Genomic DNA, 22723 nt, shown 5'->3' with positions numbered 1-22723 from the left:
CGTGAGCTTGACGCCCCCGGCGGTTGCGGCCCATCTCCCCCCATGGCCGAAACCAGCCTTTTCCCGCCCGCCAGCGAGGACGCCTGGCGCGTCCTGGTCGCCAAGACGCTCGGCGAGGCGCCGTTCGAGAGCCTCCAGAAGACCACCGTCGAGGGGCTGCCGATCCAGCCCCTCTACCCGGCCGCCGACGCGCCGGCGGCCTTCCCGCCGCGTCCGTTCGACGAGACGCGCGCCTGGGACGTCCGGACGCTTACGGCGCAACCGGACGCCGCCCGGGCCAACGCCGAGATCCTGGCGGACCTCGAAGGCGGCGCGGCGTCGACGGTGGTGAAGATCGACCCGACCGGCGAGGCGGGCGTCGCCGTGGGCTCCGCCGAGGGGCTCGCCCGCGTGCTGCAGGGGGTGATCGTCGAGCTGGCGCCGGTCGCCCTCGACGCCGGGTTCCTGGGCCCCAAGGCCGCCGACTGGCTGGGCGCCGTCGCCAAGGCCTCGCCGGGCGCGAAGCTCAACCTGCATATGGACCCGCTCTCGGCCTTCGCGGAAACGGGCGCGAGCCCCGGTCCGATCGAGAGCCATCTGGTCAGCGCCGCCACCGTCGGCGTGCGCCTGGCCGAAACCTATCCACAGGCCCAGCTCATGCTGGCCTCGGGCCGCGTCGTCCACGAGGCCGGCGGCGGCGAGGCCCTGGAAGTGGCGTTCGCCGCGGCGTCCGCCCTGGCCTATGCCAAGGCCCTGGTCCGCGCCGGGATGCCGGTGCGCGACGCGCTCGCCCGGATCACGCTCGGGCTCTCGGCCGACGCCGACTACTTCGTGACCATCGCCAAGCTGCGCGCCGCCCGCGCGGTCTTCGCGCGCCTCGCCATCGCCTCCGGCGCCGACGGCCTGGCGCGCATAGAGGCCCGCACCTCGCGCCGGATGCTCGCGGCCCGCGACGCCTGGACCAACATGATCCGGCTGACCGCCGCCGGCTTCGGCGCCGCGGCCGGCGGGGCCGACGCGGTCGTGCTGGGCGCCTTCACCGACGCCATCGGCCGGCCCACGGCCTTCGCGCGCCGCCAGAGCCGCAACGCCCAGCTCGTCCTGATGGAGGAGGCGCACATCGGCCGGGTCGCCGACCCCGCGGCGGGCGCCGGCTACATCGAGGCCCTGACCGACGAGATCGCCCGGGCCGCCTGGACCAAGTTCCAGGCGATCGAGGCCGCGGGCGGGATCATCGCCGCGCTGACGTCCGGCCTGATCGCCCGGGAGGTGGACGCCGCCAACGCCGCGCGGCCCGCCCCGAAGCTGGTCGGCGTCAACGCCTTCCCGCCGGACAAGGAGAGCCCCGTAGAGGTGGACCGGAGCGAGCCCACGGCGGTCGACGCCCCCTCGCCCCGCCTGCCCGGCCCCGACGCCGCCTGCCCGCCGCTGGCGCCCATCCGCATCGCGGAACAGTTCGAGGCCGCGCAATGACGAGCTTCCCCGACTTCTCCACCCTGCCGTTCGACGCCGACATCGGCCCGGGCGCCGCGCCGACCGCCGCCGCCTGGGAGACGCCGGAAGGCGTCGCGGTGAAGCCGTCCTACGGCCCGGCCGACATCGCCGATCTGGACATCGCCCACGCCTATCCGGGCCTCGCCCCGTTCCTGCGCGGGCCCTATCCGACCATGTACCTGACCAACCCGTGGACGATCCGCCAGTACGCGGGCTTCTCCACGGCCGAGGATTCCAACGCCTTCTACCGGCGCAACCTGGCGGCCGGTCAGATGGGCCTGTCGGTGGCCTTCGACCTCGCCACCCACCGCGGCTACGACAGCGACCATCCGCGGGTGAAGGGCGACGTCGGCATGGCCGGCGTGGCCATCGATTCCATCCTCGACATGCGCACGCTGTTCGACGGCATCCCGCTCGACAAGATGAGCGTCTCGATGACCATGAACGGCGCCGTGCTGCCGATCCTGGCGCTCTACATCGTGGCCGGCGAGGAACAGGGCGTCGCCCACAAGGCGCTGTCGGGGACGATCCAGAACGACATCCTGAAGGAGTTCCTGGTCCGGAACACCTACATCTATCCGCCCGCGCCCTCGATGCGGATCATCTCGGACATCTTCGCCTACACCAGCGCCGAGATGCCGAGGTTCAACTCGATCTCGATCAGCGGCTACCACATCCAGGAAGCCGGAGCGACGCTCGACCTGGAGCTGGCCTACACGCTCGCCGACGGCGTCGAATACGTCCGCGCCGGCGTCGCGGCGGGGATGACCGTCGACCAGTTCGCGCCGCGCCTGTCGTTCTTCTGGAACGCCGGCATGAACGCCTTCATGGAGATCGCCAAGCAGCGGGCCGGGCGCCTGCTCTGGGCGAAGCTGATGCGGGAGAACTTCGACCCGAAGGACAGCCGTTCGCTCTCCTTGCGCGCCCACACCCAGACCTCCGGCTGGTCGCTGGCCGCCCACGACGTGTTCAACAATGTGCCCCGCACGGTGATCGAGGCCATGGCGGCCACCGGCGGCCAGACCCAGAGTCTGCACACCAATTCGCTCGACGAGGCCCTGGCGCTGCCCACCGACTTCTCGGCCCGGATCGCGCGCAACACCCAGCTCTTCATCCAGCTCGAGAGCGGCCAGACCCGGGTCATCGACCCCTGGGGCGGCAGCTACTACGTGGAGCGCCTGACCGCCGACCTGGCGGCGCGCGCGCTGGAGCACATCGCCGAGGTCGAGGCGCTGGGCGGCATGACGCGGGCCATCGAGGACGGCCTGCCCAAGCGCCGGATCGAGGAGGCCTCGGCCCGCACCCAGGCCCGCATCGATAGCGGCCTCCAGTCGGTGGTCGGCGTGAACCGCTATCGCCCGGAAGGCGCCGACGAGATCCCGGTGCTGAAGGTCGACAACACCGCCGTGCGCGAGCAGCAGCTCGCCAAGCTGAAGCGGCTGAAGGCCGAGCGCGACCCCGAGGCCGTCCGCCAAGCCCTGGAGGCGCTGACCAACGGCGCGGCCGCGAACGCCAATCTGCTGGAGCTTTCGGTGAACGCCGCCCGCGCCAAAGCCACGGTGGGCGAGATTTCCGATGCGCTGGAGCGCGTGTTCAACCGCCACAAGGCCCGCGCCGACGCGGTGAAGGGCGTCTACCTCCGTGAATCCGGCGAGACGCCGGCCGCCCAGCGGGCCAAGGCCATGGTGGAGGGCTTCGTCCACGCCGACGGCAGGAAGCCGCGCATCCTCGTCGCCAAGATGGGCCAGGACGGCCACGACCGCGGCCAGAAGGTGATCGCCTCGGGCTTTTCCGACCTCGGCTTCGACGTGGACATCGGCGACCTCTTCCAGACCCCCGCCGAGACCGCCGCCCAGGCGGTGAAGGACGGCGTCCACGCGGTGGGCGCAAGCTCGCTGGCCGCCGGGCACCTGACCCTCGTCCCCGAGCTGAAGGACGAGCTCGCCAAGCTCGGCCGGCCCGACATTCTGGTGGTCGTCGGCGGCGTGATCCCGCCCGAGGACTTCAAGGCGCTGGAGGACATGGGCGTCGCCGCGGTGTTCACGCCGGGCACCGTGGTGCCGGAGGCCGCGATCACCGTGCTGGAGCGCCTGAACGAGCTGCTCGGCTACGCGCAGGAAGCGGCGCAGTAGAAGCCGTCCAATCCCTCCCCTTCAGGGGAGGGTGGACGGTGCGAAGCGCCGCCGGGTGGGGGGTGTATGGGCCAGGCTCCGATGTCGGAGCTTGAGCGCGAATTCCCCACCCCGGTCGCGTTCCGCGACCTGCCCCTCCCCTGAAGGGGAGGGATGGCGGTTACCCCAGCGGGGTGTTCTCGTTCGGGCCATCGGCCGCCTGGCGGCGGCGTTGCGGCAGGAGCGCCTGGGCGGCCTTCAGCTCGGCCTTGTCGATCGTGCCGTCCTTGGACGTGTCGATGCGGTCCCAGAAGGTCAGCATCATCTTGCCCATCTGGCCGCGCAGTTCGGCCTTCTGCAGCCGGCCGTCGAGATTGTCGTCCATCATCCCGAACATGCGGGTCTCGGCGAACCGGGCTTCCGAGTCGATCTGCTTCTCGGCCGTCTCGTCGAGCCAGCGGAAGCTCAGCGAGGTGAACAGCATCTCCTCGTGGCTCTGCTCGCCCCAGGTGACCTTGATCGTCGGGTCGGGGTTGGACGGGTTCCGCTTGGAGTTGTCGTAGACGTAGTGGGCGATCAGCTTCGAGCCGGCCGGGATCTTCACCGGTTCGGCGAAGGTGTAGGCCCGCTGCCAGTTGAAGTCGTAGCGCGGCAGGGTCAGCAGCCGGGTCTTCTTGCCGTCCGGCGTCTGCAGCCACAGGTCGTTCGAATAGGCCCGGTAGTGGGCGTGCGGGAAGGCCGAGTAGAGCAGCGCATCCTTGGGGAACTCGACGTAGGCCACCTCCTGGTGGCGCGCGGTGTTCGGGGCGATCTCGATGGTGGGATCGATCACCACCACGCTGCGCATGATGTACTTCGGCTGGTCCTTCCGGAAATAGACGCCGATCTGCGAGTTATCGACCGTCTCCTTGCCGTAGGGCGTGTAGTGCATCTGGTAGCCGACCGCGCCGCCGGCCGGCAGGTAGGTGCCCACGTCGCCGCCGAAGATGTTGGACTCCGCGCCGACCGCATAGCCGCCGACCGAGCCGCGCCAGTTGGTCTCGGACGCCACGCCGTTCTTCGGCGCCTCCTTCATCCAGCCGGTGAGCACATGGTGCACGGCGCGCCGGTCGCCCGGCTTCACCGTCGTCGCGCGGATCCACTTGCCTTCGGTCAGCTCATTGACCGTGTAGGGGCGCTGGTAATCGACGATACCGGAGGCCGGCACCTTGTAGGCCGGGATGTTGAGGATCAGGTCCGGCTTGCCGAGCGGCCACTCGGCGGCGACCACCTTGTGGGCGGCCAGCGGGTCAGCGCCCTCGCCGCGCGGCGCGCCGGCCTCGATCCAGTGGACGAGGGTCTTCACCTCGGCCGCGGTCAGGTTCTTGTTGTCCGAGAATTTCCCCACATGCGGATCGGCGTTGTAGGGCGGCATCCGGTCGGTGCGGATCACCTCGCGGATCATCGGGGCGAAGCCCTTGACCATGTCGTAGTTCGACATCGCAAAGGGGCCGATGCCGCCCTCGGAGTGGCAGGCCACGCAGTTGGCCGTGAGGATCGGGGCGATGTCCTTGGCGTAGGAGATCTTCGCGAACTCCGCCTGGCGGGCGCGTTCGGGGAAGGCGACGGCGATCCCCTTGCTGGCCCGGGCCGCCGGGGCGCCTGGCCGGCCAGGACGGCGGCGACGGCGGCGTCCGCGTCGGCCGCGGCGCCGCGATAGGTCACCGTCCAGGTCTTCGGGTCGACCAGCAGGAGCTCGGCCGAGCGGGTGACGCCGAGCTGTTCGCCGACGAGCTGGTGCACGTCCATCAGGACCGGCAGCTCCAGGCCCTCGGCGGCGATCGCCTCGCGGCCGTCCTTGAGGTTCGAGTTGATCAGCAGGACCTCGACGCCCTGGGCGGCGTAGCGGTCGCGCAGCGCGGTCAGGGCCGGGGCCAGGCGCTTCACCTCGGCGTCGCCCGTCGCGTGGCTGACGATGGCGATCAGCCTGGCGTCGGCCAGGCGGTAGAGCTCGTGGGCCTCGAAGTCCTGGTCGACGAGCATGAAGTTGTCGACCTGGGCCGGGGCCGAGGCGGCGACCGGCGACCCCTGGGCCAGCGCGTTCGGCGCGGCCGGATTGTCCGTCGTGCAGCTCGCCACGAGGGCGGTGGAGGCCACGAGGCCAAGGACAGCTAGGCGGGCGGTGGTCATCGACGGTTTCCTCGTTCGACGCGGGGCAGGTCTTCGCCCGACTCCGCTGCAAATCCGAACTTGCGGTATGCGTGTTACACGAAAATTTCCGTCGCCGCACGGCCGCGCCGGCCTGAGCCGCCTAATCCGTGGCCAGATCGAAGAGGCCCAGGTCCACCTGGTCGTCGAGGGTCTGGGCGACGATCACCCGCCCGTCGGGCGCCGTCCCCAGGAAGCCGCCGCCGTTGTCCGGCACGTCCGCCAGCTTGCGGGCCGGCCCCGACCACGGGTGCAGCCAGACCGCCGCCGCCTGGTCCCGCCGGGGCGTCAGGACGTAGATCCCGTCGCGCCCGACGGTCCAGGCCTCGCCTGAGCCGACACGGACCGGCGGCGCCGGGCCGTTCAGGCCCACGACGGTCCCGCCGGCGGCCCTGAGACCGTAGAGACGGCCGTCCGGCCCGGCGCGCAGGTTGCGGAAGCCCGCGCCCGCGGCCACCGGCGCCGCATGCTCGGCGCCCGGCGTCAGCTCCATCAGCCGGTAGGCCGTCCCCTGGCGCTCCAGGTAGTAGAGCCGCCCGCCCGGGCCCCAGACCGGGTCGAGCTTGTCGAAGCCGTCCCAGGTGATGCTGCGCAGCCGCGAGCCGTCGCGGCCGACCGTGTAGATGTCCGAGCGCCGGCCCTTCACCGCCACGAAGGCGAGGCTCTGGCCGTCCGGGGACCAGGCCGGCGCGTTCAGGTAGCTGCCGACGATCGAGGTCAGGCGCACCGACTGGCCGTCGGGCCGGGTGACCCACAGCTCCGGAGCCCCGCTGCGGTTGGAGACATAGGCCACCGTCCCGTCGGCGGCGGCCTCCGGGTCCCAGTCGGTCCCGGCCTCGGTGGTGATCGGGGTGAGCGTCCCGCCGGCGCCCAGCCAGGCGAGGTTGGTGCGGCCGCGAGGGGCCTCCACGGCCAGGCGGTTGCGGCCGTCGATGGACATCCGGCTGAAGGTGACCTGGCCGAGGCCCAGGCTGATCCGCTTCGGCGGGTCGCCGGTCCGGGTGTCTATCGTCCAGAGGCCGAACTCGCCGCCCCGGTTGGACGAATAGAAGATGTGCCGTCCGTCCGCCGACCAGACGTAGCCCGCCGCCTTCCAGCCGTCGGTGGTCAGCGCCCGCTCGCGCCCCGTCCTCACGTCGATCAGGAAGAGATCGTCGGCTCCGTGCATGATGCTCCGGCGGAAGACCACGTAGCGGCCGTCGGGCGAGGCGGCGGGGTCCGAGTCGCCCAGGGTCGCGGGGTCGGGCGTCGTCAGGTCGCGGGCGGCGCCGGTGCGGATGTCGATGGCCCGGATCCGCCAGATGTCGGTCGTCGTCGGCCGATCGCCGATGACCAGCGTCTGGTCGTCGAGCCAACTCACCCGCGTGTAGGTCGCCTGCTGGCACCGCGCCACGCTGCGCTCGGCGCCCGCCGGCACGGGGGTCACCATCACCGTGCAGGGGCCGCTCGCCGGCACGCGAATGAAGGCCAGGCGGTCGCCCCGCGGGGACCAGACCGCGCTGATGTCGTCGCCCGGATCGGTGGTGATCCGCACAGGCGTCCCCTGCTCCACGCCGCGGATGTAGAGGTCGCGGCGGACCGAGGCGTCCGGCCGGCGGCTGTAGACGATCTGCTCGCCGCTGGGCGACAGCGCCGGGTGGGTCTCCACCCCCTGCTCGGCGGTCAGCGGATGGTAGCCGGCGGCCGTCCAGTCCACCGGCTTCGGCAGGAGGAACCACAGGCCCGCGGCCGCCGCGGCGACGGCGGCGAGGCCGCCGAGGATCAGGTTGCGCGGCAGGCGGCGCTCGGGCGCCGGCGCAGGCTCGTCGAGAGCGACCGCCGGCGCGCCCGCGACCGCGGCGGGCGGCGCGACGCGATGCACCTCGGCGCTGGCCTGCAGCCGGTACCCGACCGTCGGGATGGTATCGAGCCGGATGCGGGGATTGCACGACAGCGCCTTGCGGAGCTGGGCCACGCAGCGGTTCAGCGCGCCCTCCGTGACGATGCGGCCGTTCCAGCAGATGTCGATCAGCTCGTCCCGGCTCACCGGCTGGCCGCGCGAGCGGTGCAGGGCCACCAGGACCTTCATCACCCGGGGCTCGAGCTGGGTGACCTGACCGGCGGTCTCCACCTCCAGCGCGGCCGGGCGCACGTGGGTCCCCGCCAGGCCAAAGGGCATCTCCCTCGCCAGGTTCAGGCTCGGCCAACCGAGCGCAACGTGCTCGTTCATCGCGAAACCATCACGAATAAATCACGCCCGCAGCCACGCCGTCCCCGGCGCAATCTCCGACAGATCGCCCCGTCTGAACAGCAGAGACAGGCGGGATTACAGCAATGTCACGTTTGAAGGCCGCGCTCCTGGCGACCGTTTTCATCGGTTCACCCGCGCTGGCGCAGGAAAGCGCCGTCCGGTCGGCCGCCGACGCCTTCGGCGAGCGTGTGGGTATCGAGCAGCTCGGCCTCTACGGCGAGGGCCAGGTGCGCGGCTTCGACCTCCAGGGCACCGGCGCCTACCGGATCGACGACGCCTACTTCGCCCGCGCCTCGCCGCTGAACGATCCGGTGCTGGCCGGGGTCGGCGTGCGGGTCGGCGTGAACGCGGCGCGCCTCGCCTATCCGTCGCCGTCGGGGGTGGTGAACTACCGGCTGCGCGAGCCGGCCGCGACCAACAGCCTGACGGTCGGCGGGGGCCTGCGCGACTACTGGACCCAGACGCTCGAGGCCAACGGCTCCTGGTCCACCGACGACGCCCGGTTCGGCGTGGCCGGCGGCTTCGTCTGGCGCCCCTCGGTGTCGTGGGGCCCGGGGACCGAGGGCAAGGCGTTCGACGTCGGCGGCGTCGCCCGCTGGCGGATCACCGAGACCCAGGTGCTGAAGGCCTTCGTCAGCCTCTACGACCGCAAGTACGACGGCGACTACACCATGAAGGCCGCCCAGCCCGCCGTCCCGCCCTCCCCGCAGCCGTTCTTCAACTACTCGCCCGAGTGGGCGACGGTGGACGCCGCGAACCTGAACTTCGGCGCGATCTACAAGGGCGACCTGGCCGGCACGTCGCTGGACCTCTCCGCCTTCCGCTCGATCTACGACGCCGACCGGCAGGACTTCACGGTCGTCAGCCTCGACGACCAGGGGAACGCCTTCGCCACCCTGTTCCTCAGCCCCGGCAAGACCAATGTGTCCGACAGCGGCGAGGCGAAGGCGAGCCGCGTGTTCCGCCAGGGCGACCTCAGCCACCTCGTCAGCGCCTCGGGTCGCTGGCGGAAGAGCAAGGTCGATCTGGCCACCACCGTCCCCGTGCCGATCGGCGCCTTCGACATCGACGACGCCCCGCCGCCGTCCGACGAGCCCGTGTGGGCCGGCAAGCGCGGCCTGGACACCGTCGAGCAGGTGACGGGCTCGCTGGGCTACGGCCTGGTGTGGAAGGACAGGCTGCAGTTCCGGCTGGGCGCGCACCGCACCCGCTACGAGAAGACCGTCGACACGCTCTCCGGCGTCACCACCTCGGGCATCGACGAGACCACGCTCTGGAATGCGTCCGCGATCTGGAGCTTCAACGACCGCACGAGCCTGTTCGGAAGCTGGGTCACGGGCCTCGAGGAGACCGGCATCGCGCCCAACACCGCCACCAACCGCAACGAGGTCCTGGCGCCGGTGGAGGCAGAGCAGTTCGAGGTCGGGGTGCGCCACGCCGTGACGAGCCAGCTGACCTTCATCAGCGCCCTCTTCGACGTCTCCAAGCCGACCACCGGCTTCCGGCCGGACGGGTCGTTCGGCCTGGTCGGCGAGGTGGCGCACCGGGGGCTGGAAGCCTCACTGGCCGGCCAGCTCAGCGCGCGGACCAGCGTCGTCCTGGGCGCCGTCGTCTTTGAGCCGAAGGTGACCGGCGCGCTGGTGGAGGCCGGGATGGTCGGCGACGAGGCGATCGGCATTTCGGACAAGGTCGCCAACTTCAATGTCGAGCATCAGCTCGGCGACGGCTGGAGCCTGGACGCCCAGCTCTCCTGGTATTCCGCCCGCTGGGCCGACACGAAGAACATCTACAAGACCCCGGACGTGACCCTGCTGAACGTCGGCGCGCGGCGGCGCTTCGACCTCGGCGGCCACGCGGCGCTGTTCCGGGTGCTGGCCTCGAACGTGACCGGGACCGACGGCTACTGGGCCTCGCCTTCCACCCAGCTCTGGCCGATCGCGCCCCGGACCGTCCGGGCGCTGATCAGCGTGACGTTCGGCTAGGCCGGAAGCTCCTCGGTGATGACCTTGAAGCCGACCAGCGCCGAGGGACCGAAATGGGTGGTGATCGCCACGTCGGTGGCGTCGCGCCCGACCGCCTGCAGGATGCGGCCGACCCTTGGCTTGTTGTGGCGGGCGTCGAAGGTCCGCCAGGCGCCGCCCAGCCAGACCTGGAACCAGGCGCTGAAATCCATCGGCGCGCCCGACGGCGGCACGCGAAGGTCGCCCAGGTATCCCGTGCAGTAGCGCGCCGGGATGTTCATGCACCGGCACAGGGTGATGGCCAGGTGGGCGTAGTCCCGGCAGACGCCGCAGCCTTCCTCGTGCGCCTCGTGCGCGGTCTTGGTCGGCCGCGCGTGTTCGTAGCCGAAAGTGATGCGCTGGTGGGCGTAGTCGACGATGGCCTGCACGCGCGCCCAGCCCGGCGGCGTATCCGCGAACAGCTTCCAGGCGAGGTCGTTCAGCGGCGCGGTCTCGCAGTAGCGCGAGCCGAGCAGGAACTGGATGACCTCGTCAGGGAGATCCTCCACCGGATGCTGCACGGCGTCGGCAACGACGGGGTCCGGCGCCTCGTCGCTGCGGATCACGAAGTCGGAGGACAGCGTCAGGCGGCCCGCGGGCGCCACCAGCCGGGCGCAGGTGTTGCCGAACAGGTCGGTGTAGAGGCGGACCGGGACCGGCGGGTCGGTGAAGATCGTGTCAGGGGACTCGAGGTGGCCCCGCAATTCGGGCCGCACGTTGAGCATGAGCAGCATCGGGGTGGGCGCCGGCGAGTCGTAGGAAATCTCGTAACCGGCCCTGATGCGCATCCGCGCTCCTCTTCACGTCAACCCGTCTGCGCAACTCTCAGGTGCGATGCAGGTTGCGCCAGGGAAGCGGCCTCGAGCGAGATATCCACCTCGACGTCCATCCCGAGGTAATCTCCGGCGTCGCCTGCCCAGGTTCCGTGCAGCGGCAGGGCCTGGCGGGGATCGACGACGGCCGCCACCCGCACGAGGTCGGTGTTGCCGATGATCCCGTTGGTCGGATCGAAATCGGTCCAGCCGCTGTCCGGCAGATAGACCCGGGTCCAGGCGTGGGTGTGCCCGCCCCCTTGCGTCCCGCCTTGGGCGAGGCCGAGTAGACGTAGCCCGAGGCGAAGCGCGCCGCGAGGCCGAGGCTGCGCGCGCCCTCCATCATCAGGACGGCGAAGTCCCGGCAGCTGCCGCGGCGGGTTTCGAGGGTCTCGATCGGCGACTGCGGCGCGCCCTGCAGGCGGATGCCGTAGGCGAGTTCGCCCCGGATCGCATGGGTCATGTCGCTCATCGCCTGGAGGAGCGGCGTGCGGCCGGCGGCGCGCACGAACCGCTGGGCCCAGGCCGCGACCGCCCCGTCGGGATCGGCGTGCCGGCGCTGGATCGCGCGCGACAGCTCCGCCAGGTCGTCGGGCGCGTAGGCGAAGGCCTCCCCGGGCGCGAGGGTCGCCTCGCCCTCCAGCTCGAACGCGGCGGTCGGCCGGTGGTCCAGACGGGCGCGGCTCTCGAAGGCGAGCTGCTCGGCCCGGCCGTTGAAGCGCGCGACGCCGACGGTCGCCCCGCTCACGTCGTGCACGTGCCGCAGCATGTCCGGCGTCGGGCTGATGCTCACCTCGGCGGAGAGCAGCCGCTGATCATGGCTCTCCATCGGCCGGAACATCATGCGATGCTCGCCGAAGCTCACCGGCTTGCGGTACCGGTAGGTGGTCAGGTGACGGATGGAGACGACCGGCATTGGAAAAGGGTTCGAGCGATTCCAGGGCTCCGTCCACGCGCCTGCTCGTCGCAGGCGACCCGAGCCCGTCGGCTGTGCTGAATCCGGGCGCCCCCTCCCCGTTTCTGCTCGTGGGCGACCATGCAGGGCGCGAGACGCCGGCGGCGCTGGGCGACATGGGCGTGGCCGCCGAGGACTGGGAACGGCACATCGCCTGGGACATCGGGGTCGCCGGCCTGGGGGCCAGTCTCGCCGCCCTGCTGGACGCCGCCTTCGTCCGCCAGCGCTATTCCCGCCTGGTGATCGACTGCAACCGCGACCCGGGGCGGCCGGACGCTATCTGCGAGGTCAGCGACGGCACGACCATTCCCGCGAACCAGCATCTGACGCCGGCCGAGCGCGCCCGGCGCGTCGACGAGATCGTCCGCCCCTACCATGCGGCGATCGCCGGCCAGCTCGACCAGCGCGCCGGCAGGAGGACCTGCCTCGTCGCGCTCCATTCCTTCACCCCGGTGATGGACGCATTCGCCCGGCCGTGGCGGTTCGGCGTGCTGCACCTGGAGGATTCGCCGCTCTCGCGCGCCGTGCTGGCGCGGCTGCGGGCCGAGCCCCTGGCCGGCGAGGTGGGCGACAACCAGCCCTACAGGATGGACGGCACGGACTTCACCGTGCCGCACCACGCCCACGCCCGCGGCCTGGACTATGTGGAGCTGGAGGTCCGCCAGGATCTCATCGCCGCTCCGGCCGGCCAGGCGGAGGTCGCGGACCTGCTCGCCCGGGTGCTGACCCGCGCGCTGGAGGACCTCGGACCCGCCTGAGGCGCGCAGGCCCGCTTCACCGGGCCTCAGGCCTTCTGCATGTGCACATCGCGCCAGGATCGGCTATTGCGTGCGCCCACTTCGGGAGGGGAGCCGGCGATGGCCCGCATCTATGTACTCAACGGTCCGAACCTGAACCTGCTGGGCCAGCGGGAGCCGGAGATCTATGGCCGCGACACCCTGGCCGACGTGGAACAGCGCTGCCAGGCGATCGCCGCGCGCGAAGGCGTCGAACTGGTCTTCCGCCAGTCCAACCGCGAGGACGAACTGGTCGACTGGATCCAGGAGGCGCGGAAGTCCGGCGGCGTGATCATCAATCCGGCGGGCCTGTCCTACAATTCCGTGCCCGTGCTCGATGCGCTGAAGATGTGCGAGTGCCCGGTGGTGGAGGTGCACATCTCCAACATCCACAAGCGGGCGGAGACCGAGGCGTCCTGGCGCGGCGACAGCCTGATGAGCCCGGCCGCCACCGGCGTCATCGCCGGCCTCGGCGTCCACGGCTACGAACTCGCCCTCGACTTCATCGCCCGCCGCCTGAAGGCCCAGAGTCCCGCGTAAATCGATGATCCTCACCCTCTCCTGCCCCGACCGCACGGGCATCGTCGCCCGCGTGGCCGCCCTGCTCTACGAGCGCGGCGCCAATATCCTCGACGCCCAGCAGTACGACGACGGCGAGACCGGCCGCTTCTTCATGCGCGTGGTGTTCGACCTGGGCGAAGGCGACGACCTGGAGGCGCTCCGCGCCGCCTTCGGCGACCTGGCCGGCCAGCTCTCCATGGACTGGACGCTGCGCGACCCCAGGCAGCCCCGGAAGGTGATGATCCTCGCCTCCCAGACCGACCACTGCCTGGCCGACCTGATCTGGCGCTGGCGGCAGGGCGAGCTGCCTATGGACATCGCCGCCGTGGTCTCCAACCACCCGGCCTCCACCTTCCCGCACACCGACCTGAAGGGCATCGCCTTCAAGCACCTGCCGGTGACGCCCGACACCAAGGCGAAGCAGGAGGCGCAGATCTGGGGCCTGGTCCAGGAGACCGGCGCCGACCTCGTCATCCTCGCCCGCTACATGCAGGTGCTGTCCGACGATCTGGCCGGCAAACTGGCCGGCCGCTGCATCAACATCCACCACTCGTTCCTGCCGGGCTTCAAGGGCGCCAAGCCCTATCACCAGGCCCATGCGCGCGGCGTGAAGCTGATCGGCGCCACCGCCCACTTCGTCACCGCCGACCTCGACGAGGGCCCGATCATCGAGCAGGACGTGGAGCGCATCAGCCATCGCGACACGCCGAACGCCCTGATCCGCAAGGGCCGCGACATCGAGCGCCGGGTGCTGGCCCGCGCGGTGCGCTGGTTCCTGGAGGACCGGGTGCTGCTGAACGGCCGCAAGACCGTGGTGTTCACCGACTGAGTGCGGCCCCGGCCTGGCAGCGGCGGACGAAGTCGCCGAAGGCCTCCAGATAGCGGACCAGATACTTCGCCGTCTCGGCGTCGGTGAGTTGGCCAGCCTCGTCGAACTTCTCGTGGGCGCGGGCGACCAGCAGCTCCGGCTGGGCCATGCAGGGCGAGTTGGTGAATTCGAAGGCCTGGCGAAGCTGGCTCTGACCGCGCGCCGAACCGGTCATGCCGGGCGAGGCGCCGATCAGGCCGACGGGCTTGCCGGCCAGGGCCGCGCCGCGCGGCGGGCGGGAAGCCCAGTCGATGGCGTTCTTGGTCACGCCCGGGACGCCGTGGTTGTACTCCGGCGTGGCGATCAGCACGCCGTCCGCCGCCCCGATCGCCCGCTTGAAGGCGGCGACGCCCGGCGGGTCGCCCTCGGCCTCCACGTCCCCGTTGTAGAGCGGGACGTCGTCGATCTCGTGGACGTCGATGACCAGGCCATCGGGCGCCAGCGCCTGGGCCGCACGGATCAGGGCCCGGTTGTAGGAGCCCTTCCGGAGGCTGCCGGCGAAGCCGAGGATCTTCAGGGTCTCCGCCGCCATGTCTGCTCCTGCCGCGCCTAGCCGGCCTCCACGCGGGCCGTCTTGCGTTTCTCGGTCATCTTCTCGATCGGGTCGAGCACCCAGGCCACGTCCGAGCGCCGGAAGCTGCGGAACAGCAGGATCAGCCCGCTCAGCGCCAGCCAGGCGGCCGCGAACGCCAGCGTGATGATCAGCGGGTGGTTGAAGCTCTGCCGTTCCTTGTAGTCCATGATGTGCAGCATCCAGGCGATGTCCCAGAGCCGCCAGGTGTCGTTCTTGGCGCCCAGGACCTCGCCCGTGGCGGCCGAGACGATGACGGCGGTGTTGTCCGGATCGGCGAATTGCACCCGCCAGGCCGGCAGGGTCATGTCGCGGGTTTCGAGCGTCGGCTTCGCCACATGGGTGACCGAGACGACCGGCGCCTGGCTGCTGAAGCGCGCCACCGCCAGTTCGCGGGCCTTGGAGCCATCGATGGGGATCAGCGCGCCGCTGGCGGCGTCCACCAGCCGGACGCCGGACGCGGTGGTCGCTTCGTAGACCCACCGGTCATAGAGCGGCTTCAGCTGCAGGCGGGTGACCGGCCCGCCGGCGGTCTCGACGACGCGGGCCAGCGGCTGGATTCCGGCCGGCGCCGGCAGCTGGGCCACCGGCAGGATCGCGTCCTCGGCGGCCACCTTGTGGTGGTCGAGGAGCGCCATCACCGCGCCGCTCACCGACCACAGCAGGAACTGCAGGCCGAGCACCAGGCCGAACCACTTGTGCAGCCAGCGGATCAGGAACATGGGCGACCAGGTCATGCGACGGCCTTTCGCACGCGGCGCTTGCGGCGGAAGCTGTAGAGGAGGAGCCAGCCGCCGGTGCCGGCGGTGGCGACGGCGAGCCAGGTGAAGACGCGGATCAGCAGGTTGTTCACGTCCTGCCGGTCGTCGTAATCCATGATGTGCAGCATCCAGACGAAGTCGAAGGTGCGCCACAGGTCGTGCCGGCGCGACACCAGCTCGCCCGTGAAGGGCGAGATGTAGAAGGTCGGCTTCCAGGCGCCCTCGAACTCCACCCGCCAGATCGGCACGGGGCGGGTCTGGATCTCCAGCGGGGCCTTGGTGACGTATTGGGTCGAGACCACCGCGCCGTCCTCGGCGAACAGGGCCTTCGCCCGGGCGGCGGCCTGCTCGGCGTTCAGCGGTGACATCTTCTGGCCGGTGCGGGCGTCGAACAGCGCCGGCCCTCCTTCGGCCTGGACCACATAGACCGGCTGGCCGAGCTGGGTGTCCAGCGTGGCGCTCTTCAGTCCGGGCGCGAGGTGGGCCAGGTGCGCCGGCTCGACGAGGCCGGCCATGGCGATGGGCGGTGGCGCTACCGCCTTCACCAGCCGGTCGCCGTGGATGATGTCGATGTGGACAGCGGTCATGTAGACGCCGCTGAGCGTCCAGAAGACCGCCTGGATCGCCACGATCAGGGCGAGCCACTTATGAGTGCTTCGGGCCAGGGCCGGCCAACGCATGGATCTTCTCGCAAGAAAGGCAGGCGCCGCCGGAGTTGGGGTCCCGGCGGCGCCCGCGGCCAGAGGCCTCAGAAGCTGTAGGTCAGGCGGACATAGCCGCGCCGGCCCAGGAGGTCATAGACCATCGTGTCGGTGTTGCCGTCCGTGTAGCTCGGGATGAACGGCGGCTCCGGCTCGAAGATGTTGTCGACGCCGAAGGCCACCACCGCCTGCTCGGTCGCGCGCCAGGAGACCTGGGCGTTGTGGTAGAACACGTCGTCCGTCCGGAAGCCGATGGCGGTCGGCGCGGCGTTGAAGTCGGTCGCCTTGCCGATCCACTGGATCGAGTAGGTGGCGCTCCAGCGCGGGTCGTCGAGCGTGAAGCTCGTCAGGCCGCGCCACTTCGGATAGCCGCCGTTCCCGCCGCCGATGAAGCCGCGGTAGTAGATCGGCGCACCGCCCGGATAGGGGACGATGGTGTAGTCCTTCAGGTAGGTGACGCCGGCGTCGAGCGTCGCCGAGCGGCCCATCAGGTCGAAGTTGTAGCGGGCCGCGGCGTCGACGCCGCGGACCGTTTCGGCCCCGACGTTGACCTGCTGCGAGGACAGGAAGCTCACCTCCCCCGTCACCGTGTTGCGCGTGAAGTTGTCCGGGCTGCAGAACGGGTGGGCCAGGTTCGGCGTGTTGTAGCAGACCGACAGCTTGGTCGAACCCGGGATCGAACGGATCGCGTCCTCGATCTCGATCTTCCAGTAGTCGACCGTGAGCGACAGGCCGGGGACCAGCGGCGGCTCCCAGACCCCCCGATGGTCAGGGTCTCGGCCGATTCCGGCTTGAGGTTCTCGTTGCCGCCGGTGGTGGTCAGGATGGTGTTGTTCGGCTGGATGTAGTTGGCCGGCACGCCTGCGGCCTGGCAGTTGGCGCGCAGGGTCGCATTGGTGCTGGTGCTATAGCGGCTGCACGGATCGGTGGTGGTCAGGTTGCCCTGGGTGACGCCGCTGAACAGCTCGGCCACGTTCGGCACGCGGAAGGCAGTGCCCCAGGTGGCTCGGGCGCGGATCCCCCAGCCGAGCGTCCAGTCCAGGCCGAGCTTGTAGTTCGTGTCGCTGCCGAACCGCTCGTAGTCGGAATAGCGGATCGCGCCGTCGACGCGCACCATTTCCGCCAGAGGCAGGTCGCGGACCACCGGCGCCGCGACTTCCGCATAGGCTTCCTTGGCCTTAACGGATCCCTTGATCGGGCTCTGCTGGTTCGAGTTCGCGATGCCGGCGACGATCAGGGGGTCCGGATCGCGCCAGCCCTTGTCCTCGCGGGACATGACCCCGGCGGCCATCTGCAGCGGCCCGGCCGGCAGCTCGAACAGCGTGCCGGTGACGTCGCCGGTCAGGTTGAGCGTCTCGTTGCCGCCGTGGTCCACGGTGGTCGTGAGGATGTAGTCGACCACAGCCTTGGAGACGTCGCCCGGCCCGAGGTAGTCGGCGCAGGGGATGGCGGCGCCGGTCGCGAAGCTGCAGACCGACGTGTTGATCGTCTGGGCCACCCGCTGCCGGTTGGCGATATTGGTGAAGCCGTCGATGCCCTCGTTGCGGCCCCAGTTGGCGGCCACTTCCCAGGTCCAATCGCCGAACAGCTTGCCGCGCGCGCCGCCGGTGACCTGGTAGGTGTCGGTCTCCCTGGAAGGCCATGCGCGGCCCGCCCTCGACGAGGCGGCGCTGGATGACGTTGATGTTCTGGCCGGTCGGGTTGGTCGGGTTGGACGCCGAGATCGCCAGGTTGGTCAGGGTCCCCGGCGCGGAGAGCTGCTCGGTCTCGCGCCGGGTGTAGAGCGCTTCGCCGAACAGCTCGACATCCTCGGTAAGGTCGAATTTCCCGAAGGCGCCTGTCGTGTAGCGCTCGATGGGGTTCACCGCATTGATGAACGGATTGCCGTTGTAGCCGTGCAGGGCGGCGCTGTAGGGCGCGTAGGAATTGCCGCCCGTGAAATTGACGATCTGACCGTTGGCCAGCGAGGCCCGGCCGCCGGCCGTCGAGCCGCTGCCCAGGCAGATCAGCGTGCCGGACGCGCCGTTCAGAGGACAGGGCGCGCGGGTCGCCATATTGACCGCGTCGGTCTTCTGCCAGGTCGCCGCGACCGACAGGCTCGCGCGCTCGCCGACCCAGCCGTAGGAGACATCCACGGTGCGGTCGTCGCCGTCCCACTCATCGGAGATCGCGTAACGGGCCGAGATGTCGAAGCCCTCGTAGTTCTCGCGGGTGATGATGTTGACCACCCCGGCGACCGCGTCGGTGCCGTAGATCGCCGACGCCCCGTCCTTCAGCACCTCGATGCGGCCGATGATGGCGGTGGGGATGGTGTTCAGGTCCGGGGCGCTGTTGGCGCCGGTGCCGCCGTTCACCAGGCGGCGTCCGTTCAGCAGCACGAGCGTGCGGTTGATGCCGAGCCCGCGGAGGTTGACCGTCGCGGTGCCCCATCCGCGCGAGCTCCAGTAGGCGTTGGTCTGGTTGCCGCCGAAGCCGGCCGCGGCGGGCAGCCGCTGGAGCAGGTTCTCGACGTTGACGATGCCCGTCGCCGCGATCTCCTTCTCCTGCACCACGGTGGCCGGGCCGACGCCCTCGATGTCGGCGCGCTTGATCCGGCTGCCGGTGACGATGACCTCGTCGACATCCTGCGCGAACGCCGGCCCCGCCGCCGCGACAGTGGCGCACGCGCTGGCCAACAGGAGTTGCTTGGTGAACCGCTTCATACCTACCCCCTCGAAATCCCGCGAGACGGCCGGCCCGCTTCCCTGGCGGGTCGATCCGTGCGCCGACAACAGGTCTCCTCCCGCCATCGGCTGTCAATAATGTCTATACAAATAGGACGCCCACGAAAGGGCACCGGAATCCCTAGATTAGCTCGATTTCGCGCTCATATCCGTCTGATCCCCGAGATTCACGACACAATTTTGCGCAGAACGCCGACATATAAGCATCGACATGGTTATTTTTGGTCGATGCGTAATGACTTCCAATCACGCAGCGCTGTCATAAGGCAATCACTCCGCTGCGGAATTGATGATCACATAGAATGCGGACGGTGCGCCATCGTGACGCACGGCCTCTGTAGGTCGCATTCTTCGCCACATTCAACCTTCGGGTGTCTCGTTGCCTGAGAAACCACACAGCATCACTCCGCGTGATTGGCGGAATGCTGTAGGATTATTGCACGAATACATGACGTCATCTGCGCATGCGTCGCATGGCAGGGTCTGAAGGCTCGACCGCGCGGGCCGGCGTCACTGGGGATACGCACGGCCGCGCCGCGCCCTCAGGAAAAAAGCGCCCTGGCCGCTGACCAGGGCGCCTGGGCCGGGCTCAGCGCTTGCTGAGCGCGACGATCTGCTGGCCCTTGAGCTGGAACGTCACCTTGTCGCCCGACGCCGCGGCCTTCAGCAGAGCCGGATCGGCGACCTTGAACGGCATGGTCATGGCGCCCCAGTTCAGCGCCTTGATCGGATCGTGGGCGATGGTCACCGTGCCGGCGCGGGCGTCGATGCTCTTCAGCACGCCCGTGCCCTGGACCGTGGCGGCCGGCGCGGCATGAGCGGCATGGGCGCCGTGGCCGGCGTGTTCGCCATGCTGGGCGAGCGCCGGCGTGGCCAGGGCGAGCACGGTGGCGGCGAGAACGAACTTCATCGGGTTACTCCTCAGGAACTTGATGATCAGAACCAGGCGCGCAGGCCCACCACCGCGCGGGTGTCCTCGACGCCTTCACCGTGGGCGCGGGCGAGGTCGGCGGTGTCGCCGAGTTTCCGCTCCCAGTGGACGCCGACGTAGGGCGCGAAGGTCTGGCGGATCGCGTAGCGTAGCCGCAGGCCGAGCTCGATGTCCTGGACGCCCGCCCCCAGGCCTGCCGCCTCGTCGGCGCTGGCCGCGACGCTCACTTCGCCTCGCGGCTCCAGGATCAGCTTCTGGGTGAGGCGCAGGTCGTAGGAGCCTTCCAGCCGCGCGGACAGGTCGCCCTTGTTCGACAGGAAGGCGGCGGCCTCCACCTCGAACCAGTAGGGCGCGACGCCTTCCACGCCGATGGTGGCGTAGGTGCGATCCGGGCCGTGGCCGAAGTCCTGGCGGACGCCGGCCTGCAGGTTCCAGTAGGGATCCAGGGCGCGGGAATAGAGCGCCTGCACCTCGCCGTGCTCCAGCTCCCCGGAGGCGGCCTCGCCTTCCGTCGTCAAGGCGAAGCGGTTGATGTCGCCGCCGAAAGTCGCCTCGCCCTCCCAGGCGTAGACGTCCGGGCCGTCGTCGGGACGGACCTCGAAGGTCTCGAGCATCACCTTCGACCAGCGGACGTCGCCGTGCTCCAGCCGGAGCTGGGCGCGGGCGGCGGCCATCTCGGCGGCAGAATAGAAGCGCTCGGCCGCGTGATCGGTCGGCGGCGGAGGCGGCGGCTCGGAGCCGACCACCGCCGGCGCCATGCTGTGGCCGGCGTGGGGATCCGCCGCCGGCATCCGGTGACCGGCGTGCGGGTCGGCCGGCGCGGCCGGCATCTGGTGGCCGGCGTGCGGGTCGGCAGGCGCGGGCTGCGCCGGCATCTGGTGGCCGGCGTGGGGATCGGCCGGCGCGGCCGGCATCCGGTGACCGGCGTGGGGGTCGGCCGCCGCAGCCGGCATCTGGTGGCCGGCGTGAGGATCGGCCGGCGCGGCGGGCATCCGGTGACCCGCATGCGGGTCGGCAGGCGCAGTCGGCATCTGGTGGCCGGCGTGGGGATCGGCCGGCGCGGCGGGCATCCGGTGGCCGGCGTGCGGATCGGCCGTCGGGGACTGCGCCGGCATCTGATGCCCCGCATGGGGATCCGGCGTGGGCTGGGCGGCGGGCGCCGGCGCGTGGTGGTGCGCGTGCGGGTCCTGGGCCAGGGCCGGAGTCGCGAGCGCCAGCGGCGCGGTGAGGATCAGCAGGCGCCTCATTGGCCGGCCTCCAGCGGACGCACGGTCACGACCCGGAACATCCCGGCGTGCATGTGCAGCAGCATGTGGCAGTGGAGGGCCCAGTCCCCCGGCTCGTTGGCCGTCAGGTCGAAGGAGAGCTTGCCGCCCGGCAGGACGTTCACCGTGTGCTTCCGGGGCTGGTGGTCGCCGTGACCGTTGACCAGCTCGAAGAAGTGGCCGTGCAGGTGAATCGGGTGGGCCATCATGGTGTCATTGACGAGGGTGACGCGCACCCGCTCGTTCAGACGGAAGGGGATCGGCTTGGTGTTCTCCGAGAACTTCTCGCCGTCGAAGCCCCAGATGAACCGCTCCATGTTGCCGGTCAGGTGCAGCTCCACGCTGCGCGACGGCGGCCGCGCATCGGTGTTGGGCGTGAGCGCCACGAGGTCGGTGTAGGTCAGCACCCGATGCGGGACGGTCTCGAGGCCGGTCCCGCGGTCGCCAATCCGGTCAGCGGGCATCGGCGAGATCATCTGCACGCCAGGCGTCAGCTTCACCTGCGGGGCGTTCGCCGGGTCGCGCATCCCCATGGACCCATGGTCCATCTGGTGGCCGGCGTGCCCGCCCATGTCCATGCCCATGTCCTTCATGGTCAGGATCGGTCGCTCGCGCAGCGGCGGAACCTCGGCGCTCAGACCCGCCCGCGGGGCGAGCGTGCCCCGGGCCATTCCCGACCTGTCAGAGGCCTCGGCGACCAGCGTATAGGCCCGGTCCTCATGCGGTTGGACGATGACGTCATAGGTCTCGGCGTTGGCGATCTGGAACTCGTCCACCTCCACCGGCCGGACGTCCTGGCCGTCGGCCTGCACCACGGTCATGGGAAGCCCCGGGATGCGGACGTTGAAGATGGTCATGGCCGCGGCGTTGACGAACCGCAGCCGGACCCGCTCGCCCGGCCGGAACAGGGCCGTCCAGTTCGCCTTCGGCCCGTGGCCGTTCATCAGGTAGCGGTAGGTGGAGGCCGTGACGTCGGCGATGTCGGTGGGGTCCATCCGCATCTTCGCCCACTCGATGCGGTCCTTCAGCGGCTGGTCCTTCCCGGCCAGCAGGCCGGCGATGGTCTGCTTCTGCTCGTTGAAGAACCCCGGCTGCTGCTTCAGCCGCGCCAGCAGGGTGTGCGGATGCAGGAAGCTGTAGTCCGACAGCACGATGACGTGCTCCCGGTCGTAGGGCGCGGGCTCCGCGCCCGCCGGGTCGATGACCATCGGCGCGTAGTGCCCGATGAGCTCCTGCAGGCCCGAGTGCGAGTGGTACCAGTAGGTCCCCGCGTGCCGGATCGGAAACTCGTAGGTGAAGGTCTCGCCGGGCCTGATTCCCGGGAAGCTGACGCCCGGCACGCCGTCCATCTGGAACGGAACCAGCAGGCCGTGCCAGTGGATCGAGGTGTCCTCGTCAGGCAGGTTGTTGGTCACCGCCAGGCGGACGTTCTGGCCTTCCTTCAGGCGGATCAGCGGACCCGGCACCGTGCCGTTGATGGCGATGGCGTGCCCCGCCTTGCCGTCCACCTGGAACGGCGCATGGGCGATGGTCAGGTTGATCTGCTCGCCCTCCAGCGCGGTCGGGCGCGGGCTGAGGCCGGGCGTCTGGCTCCGCGCCCAGCCCGGCAGCAGGGCGCCGGCGGCGGCGAGCCCGCCGGCCGCGGCGGTGCGTCCCAGCAATGTGCGTCGTGTCACGTCAGGCATGCGCAGGCGCATCAGGTGATCGGTCCCATCTCTCTTTCGGCGCTGAGCGTGATCCGCCTTCCCACGGGGGAAGGTCAACGGCCCTTCGGTTCTATGGCTGATACGCAGCCGGG

The 22723-nt window shown here is 70.4% G+C and carries 18 protein-coding genes and 2 pseudogenes; 6 read left to right on the top strand and 14 right to left on the bottom strand.

Annotated elements, in window-relative coordinates:
* The first annotated feature begins 42 nt into the window (after positions 1 to 42).
* Positions 43 to 1452 carry a methylmalonyl-CoA mutase family protein gene (locus tag LRS04_RS14150; protein WP_257816917.1) on the top strand — a complete coding sequence of 470 codons (1410 nt, stop codon included), beginning with the start codon at positions 43 to 45 and terminating at the stop codon, positions 1450 to 1452.
* Positions 1449 to 3605 (top strand): methylmalonyl-CoA mutase, encoded by a 2157-nt coding sequence (scpA, locus tag LRS04_RS14145; RefSeq protein WP_257816916.1) that lies wholly within the window; start codon positions 1449 to 1451, stop codon positions 3603 to 3605. The genes LRS04_RS14150 and scpA overlap by 4 nt, the downstream gene beginning before the upstream one ends.
* Before the next feature lie 160 nt (positions 3606 to 3765).
* Here scpA and LRS04_RS14140 read toward each other — a convergent pair whose 3' ends face one another.
* From LRS04_RS14140 to LRS04_RS14130, 3 genes are all read right to left on the bottom strand, one after another.
* Complete coding sequence (locus LRS04_RS14140; protein WP_257816915.1) at positions 3766 to 5103, bottom strand: hypothetical protein; 1338 nt, start codon at positions 5101 to 5103, stop codon at positions 3766 to 3768.
* Entirely contained in the window at positions 5025 to 5753 is a 729-nt protein-coding gene (locus LRS04_RS14135) for a peroxiredoxin (protein WP_257816914.1), read from the bottom strand. The genes LRS04_RS14140 and LRS04_RS14135 overlap by 79 nt, the downstream gene beginning before the upstream one ends.
* A 121-nt stretch (positions 5754 to 5874) precedes the next feature.
* Positions 5875 to 7980 (bottom strand): winged helix-turn-helix domain-containing protein, encoded by a 2106-nt coding sequence (locus LRS04_RS14130; RefSeq protein ID WP_257816913.1) that lies wholly within the window; start codon positions 7978 to 7980, stop codon positions 5875 to 5877.
* 104 nt (positions 7981 to 8084) lie between these two features.
* On the opposite strand from LRS04_RS14130, the gene LRS04_RS14125 reads away from it, so the two are divergent.
* Complete coding sequence (locus LRS04_RS14125; protein WP_257816912.1) at positions 8085 to 9983, top strand: TonB-dependent siderophore receptor; 1899 nt, start codon at positions 8085 to 8087, stop codon at positions 9981 to 9983.
* Here the strand turns inward: LRS04_RS14125 and LRS04_RS14120 are convergent.
* Both LRS04_RS14120 and LRS04_RS14115 read right to left on the bottom strand, forming a co-directional pair.
* The gene (locus LRS04_RS14120) at positions 9980 to 10789 is read right to left on the bottom strand and encodes a transglutaminase family protein (RefSeq protein WP_257816911.1); all 810 of its coding nucleotides are present in this window, start codon (positions 10787 to 10789) and stop codon (positions 9980 to 9982) included. The genes LRS04_RS14125 and LRS04_RS14120 overlap by 4 nt on opposite strands.
* Positions 10790 to 10826: 37 nt before the next feature.
* Positions 10827 to 11729, bottom strand: coding sequence for a transglutaminase family protein (locus LRS04_RS14115; protein ID WP_257816910.1), 903 nt, complete (start codon positions 11727 to 11729; stop codon positions 10827 to 10829).
* Positions 11730 to 11803: 74 nt separating this feature from the next.
* Between LRS04_RS14115 and LRS04_RS14110 the strand changes: the two genes are divergently transcribed.
* The 3 genes from LRS04_RS14110 to purU all read left to right on the top strand — a co-directional run bounded on the left by LRS04_RS14110 (position 11804) and on the right by purU (position 13934).
* The gene (locus LRS04_RS14110) at positions 11804 to 12526 is read left to right on the top strand and encodes an N-formylglutamate amidohydrolase (protein WP_257816909.1); all 723 of its coding nucleotides are present in this window, start codon (positions 11804 to 11806) and stop codon (positions 12524 to 12526) included.
* A gap of 99 nt (positions 12527 to 12625) precedes the next feature.
* The gene (locus LRS04_RS14105; RefSeq protein ID WP_257816908.1) at positions 12626 to 13084 is read left to right on the top strand and encodes a type II 3-dehydroquinate dehydratase; all 459 of its coding nucleotides are present in this window, start codon (positions 12626 to 12628) and stop codon (positions 13082 to 13084) included.
* Between the two features lie 4 nt (positions 13085 to 13088).
* Entirely contained in the window at positions 13089 to 13934 is an 846-nt protein-coding gene (purU, locus tag LRS04_RS14100; RefSeq protein WP_257816907.1) for a formyltetrahydrofolate deformylase, read from the top strand.
* On the opposite strand, the gene LRS04_RS14095 is transcribed toward purU, so the two are convergent.
* The 9 genes and pseudogenes from LRS04_RS14095 to LRS04_RS14055 all read right to left on the bottom strand — a co-directional run bounded on the left by LRS04_RS14095 (position 13924) and on the right by LRS04_RS14055 (position 22622).
* Entirely contained in the window at positions 13924 to 14505 is a 582-nt protein-coding gene (locus tag LRS04_RS14095; RefSeq protein WP_257816906.1) for an NADPH-dependent FMN reductase, read from the bottom strand. The two genes, purU and LRS04_RS14095, sit on opposite strands and share 11 nt — an antisense overlap.
* A gap of 17 nt (positions 14506 to 14522) precedes the next feature.
* The gene (locus LRS04_RS14090; protein WP_257816905.1) at positions 14523 to 15281 is read right to left on the bottom strand and encodes a PepSY domain-containing protein; all 759 of its coding nucleotides are present in this window, start codon (positions 15279 to 15281) and stop codon (positions 14523 to 14525) included.
* Complete coding sequence (locus LRS04_RS14085) at positions 15278 to 15985, bottom strand: PepSY domain-containing protein (RefSeq protein ID WP_257816904.1); 708 nt, start codon at positions 15983 to 15985, stop codon at positions 15278 to 15280. The genes LRS04_RS14090 and LRS04_RS14085 overlap by 4 nt, the downstream gene beginning before the upstream one ends.
* A gap of 68 nt (positions 15986 to 16053) precedes the next feature.
* The gene (locus LRS04_RS14080) at positions 16054 to 16683 is read right to left on the bottom strand and encodes a TonB-dependent receptor domain-containing protein (protein ID WP_257819119.1); all 630 of its coding nucleotides are present in this window, start codon (positions 16681 to 16683) and stop codon (positions 16054 to 16056) included.
* Positions 16590 to 17618 (bottom strand): annotated as a pseudogene (locus LRS04_RS14075) (TonB-dependent receptor domain-containing protein); the annotation flags it as partial. The gene LRS04_RS14080 and the pseudogene LRS04_RS14075, both read right to left, overlap by 94 nt.
* Positions 17619 to 18243: 625 nt before the next feature.
* Positions 18244 to 18708: pseudogene (locus LRS04_RS14070) on the bottom strand (TonB-dependent receptor plug domain-containing protein); the annotation flags it as partial.
* Between the two features lie 610 nt (positions 18709 to 19318).
* Positions 19319 to 19639, bottom strand: a complete 321-nt coding sequence (locus tag LRS04_RS14065) for a copper-binding protein (RefSeq protein WP_257816903.1) — start codon at positions 19637 to 19639, stop codon at positions 19319 to 19321.
* Positions 19640 to 19665: 26 nt separating this feature from the next.
* A complete protein-coding gene (locus LRS04_RS14060; protein WP_257816902.1) occupies positions 19666 to 20907 on the bottom strand; it encodes a copper resistance protein B in 1242 nt (413 codons plus the stop codon).
* Complete coding sequence (locus tag LRS04_RS14055; protein WP_374576448.1) at positions 20904 to 22622, bottom strand: copper resistance system multicopper oxidase; 1719 nt, start codon at positions 22620 to 22622, stop codon at positions 20904 to 20906. Before LRS04_RS14055 ends, LRS04_RS14060 begins: the two co-directional genes overlap by 4 nt.
* Positions 22623 to 22723: the final 101 nt, after the last annotated feature.

Source organism: Phenylobacterium sp. J367 (assembly GCF_024699985.1).
GTDB lineage: Bacteria > Pseudomonadota > Alphaproteobacteria > Caulobacterales > Caulobacteraceae > Phenylobacterium.
Note: the sequence above shows the minus strand (reverse complement) of the source record. Positions and strands in the feature narration are given on the sequence as shown.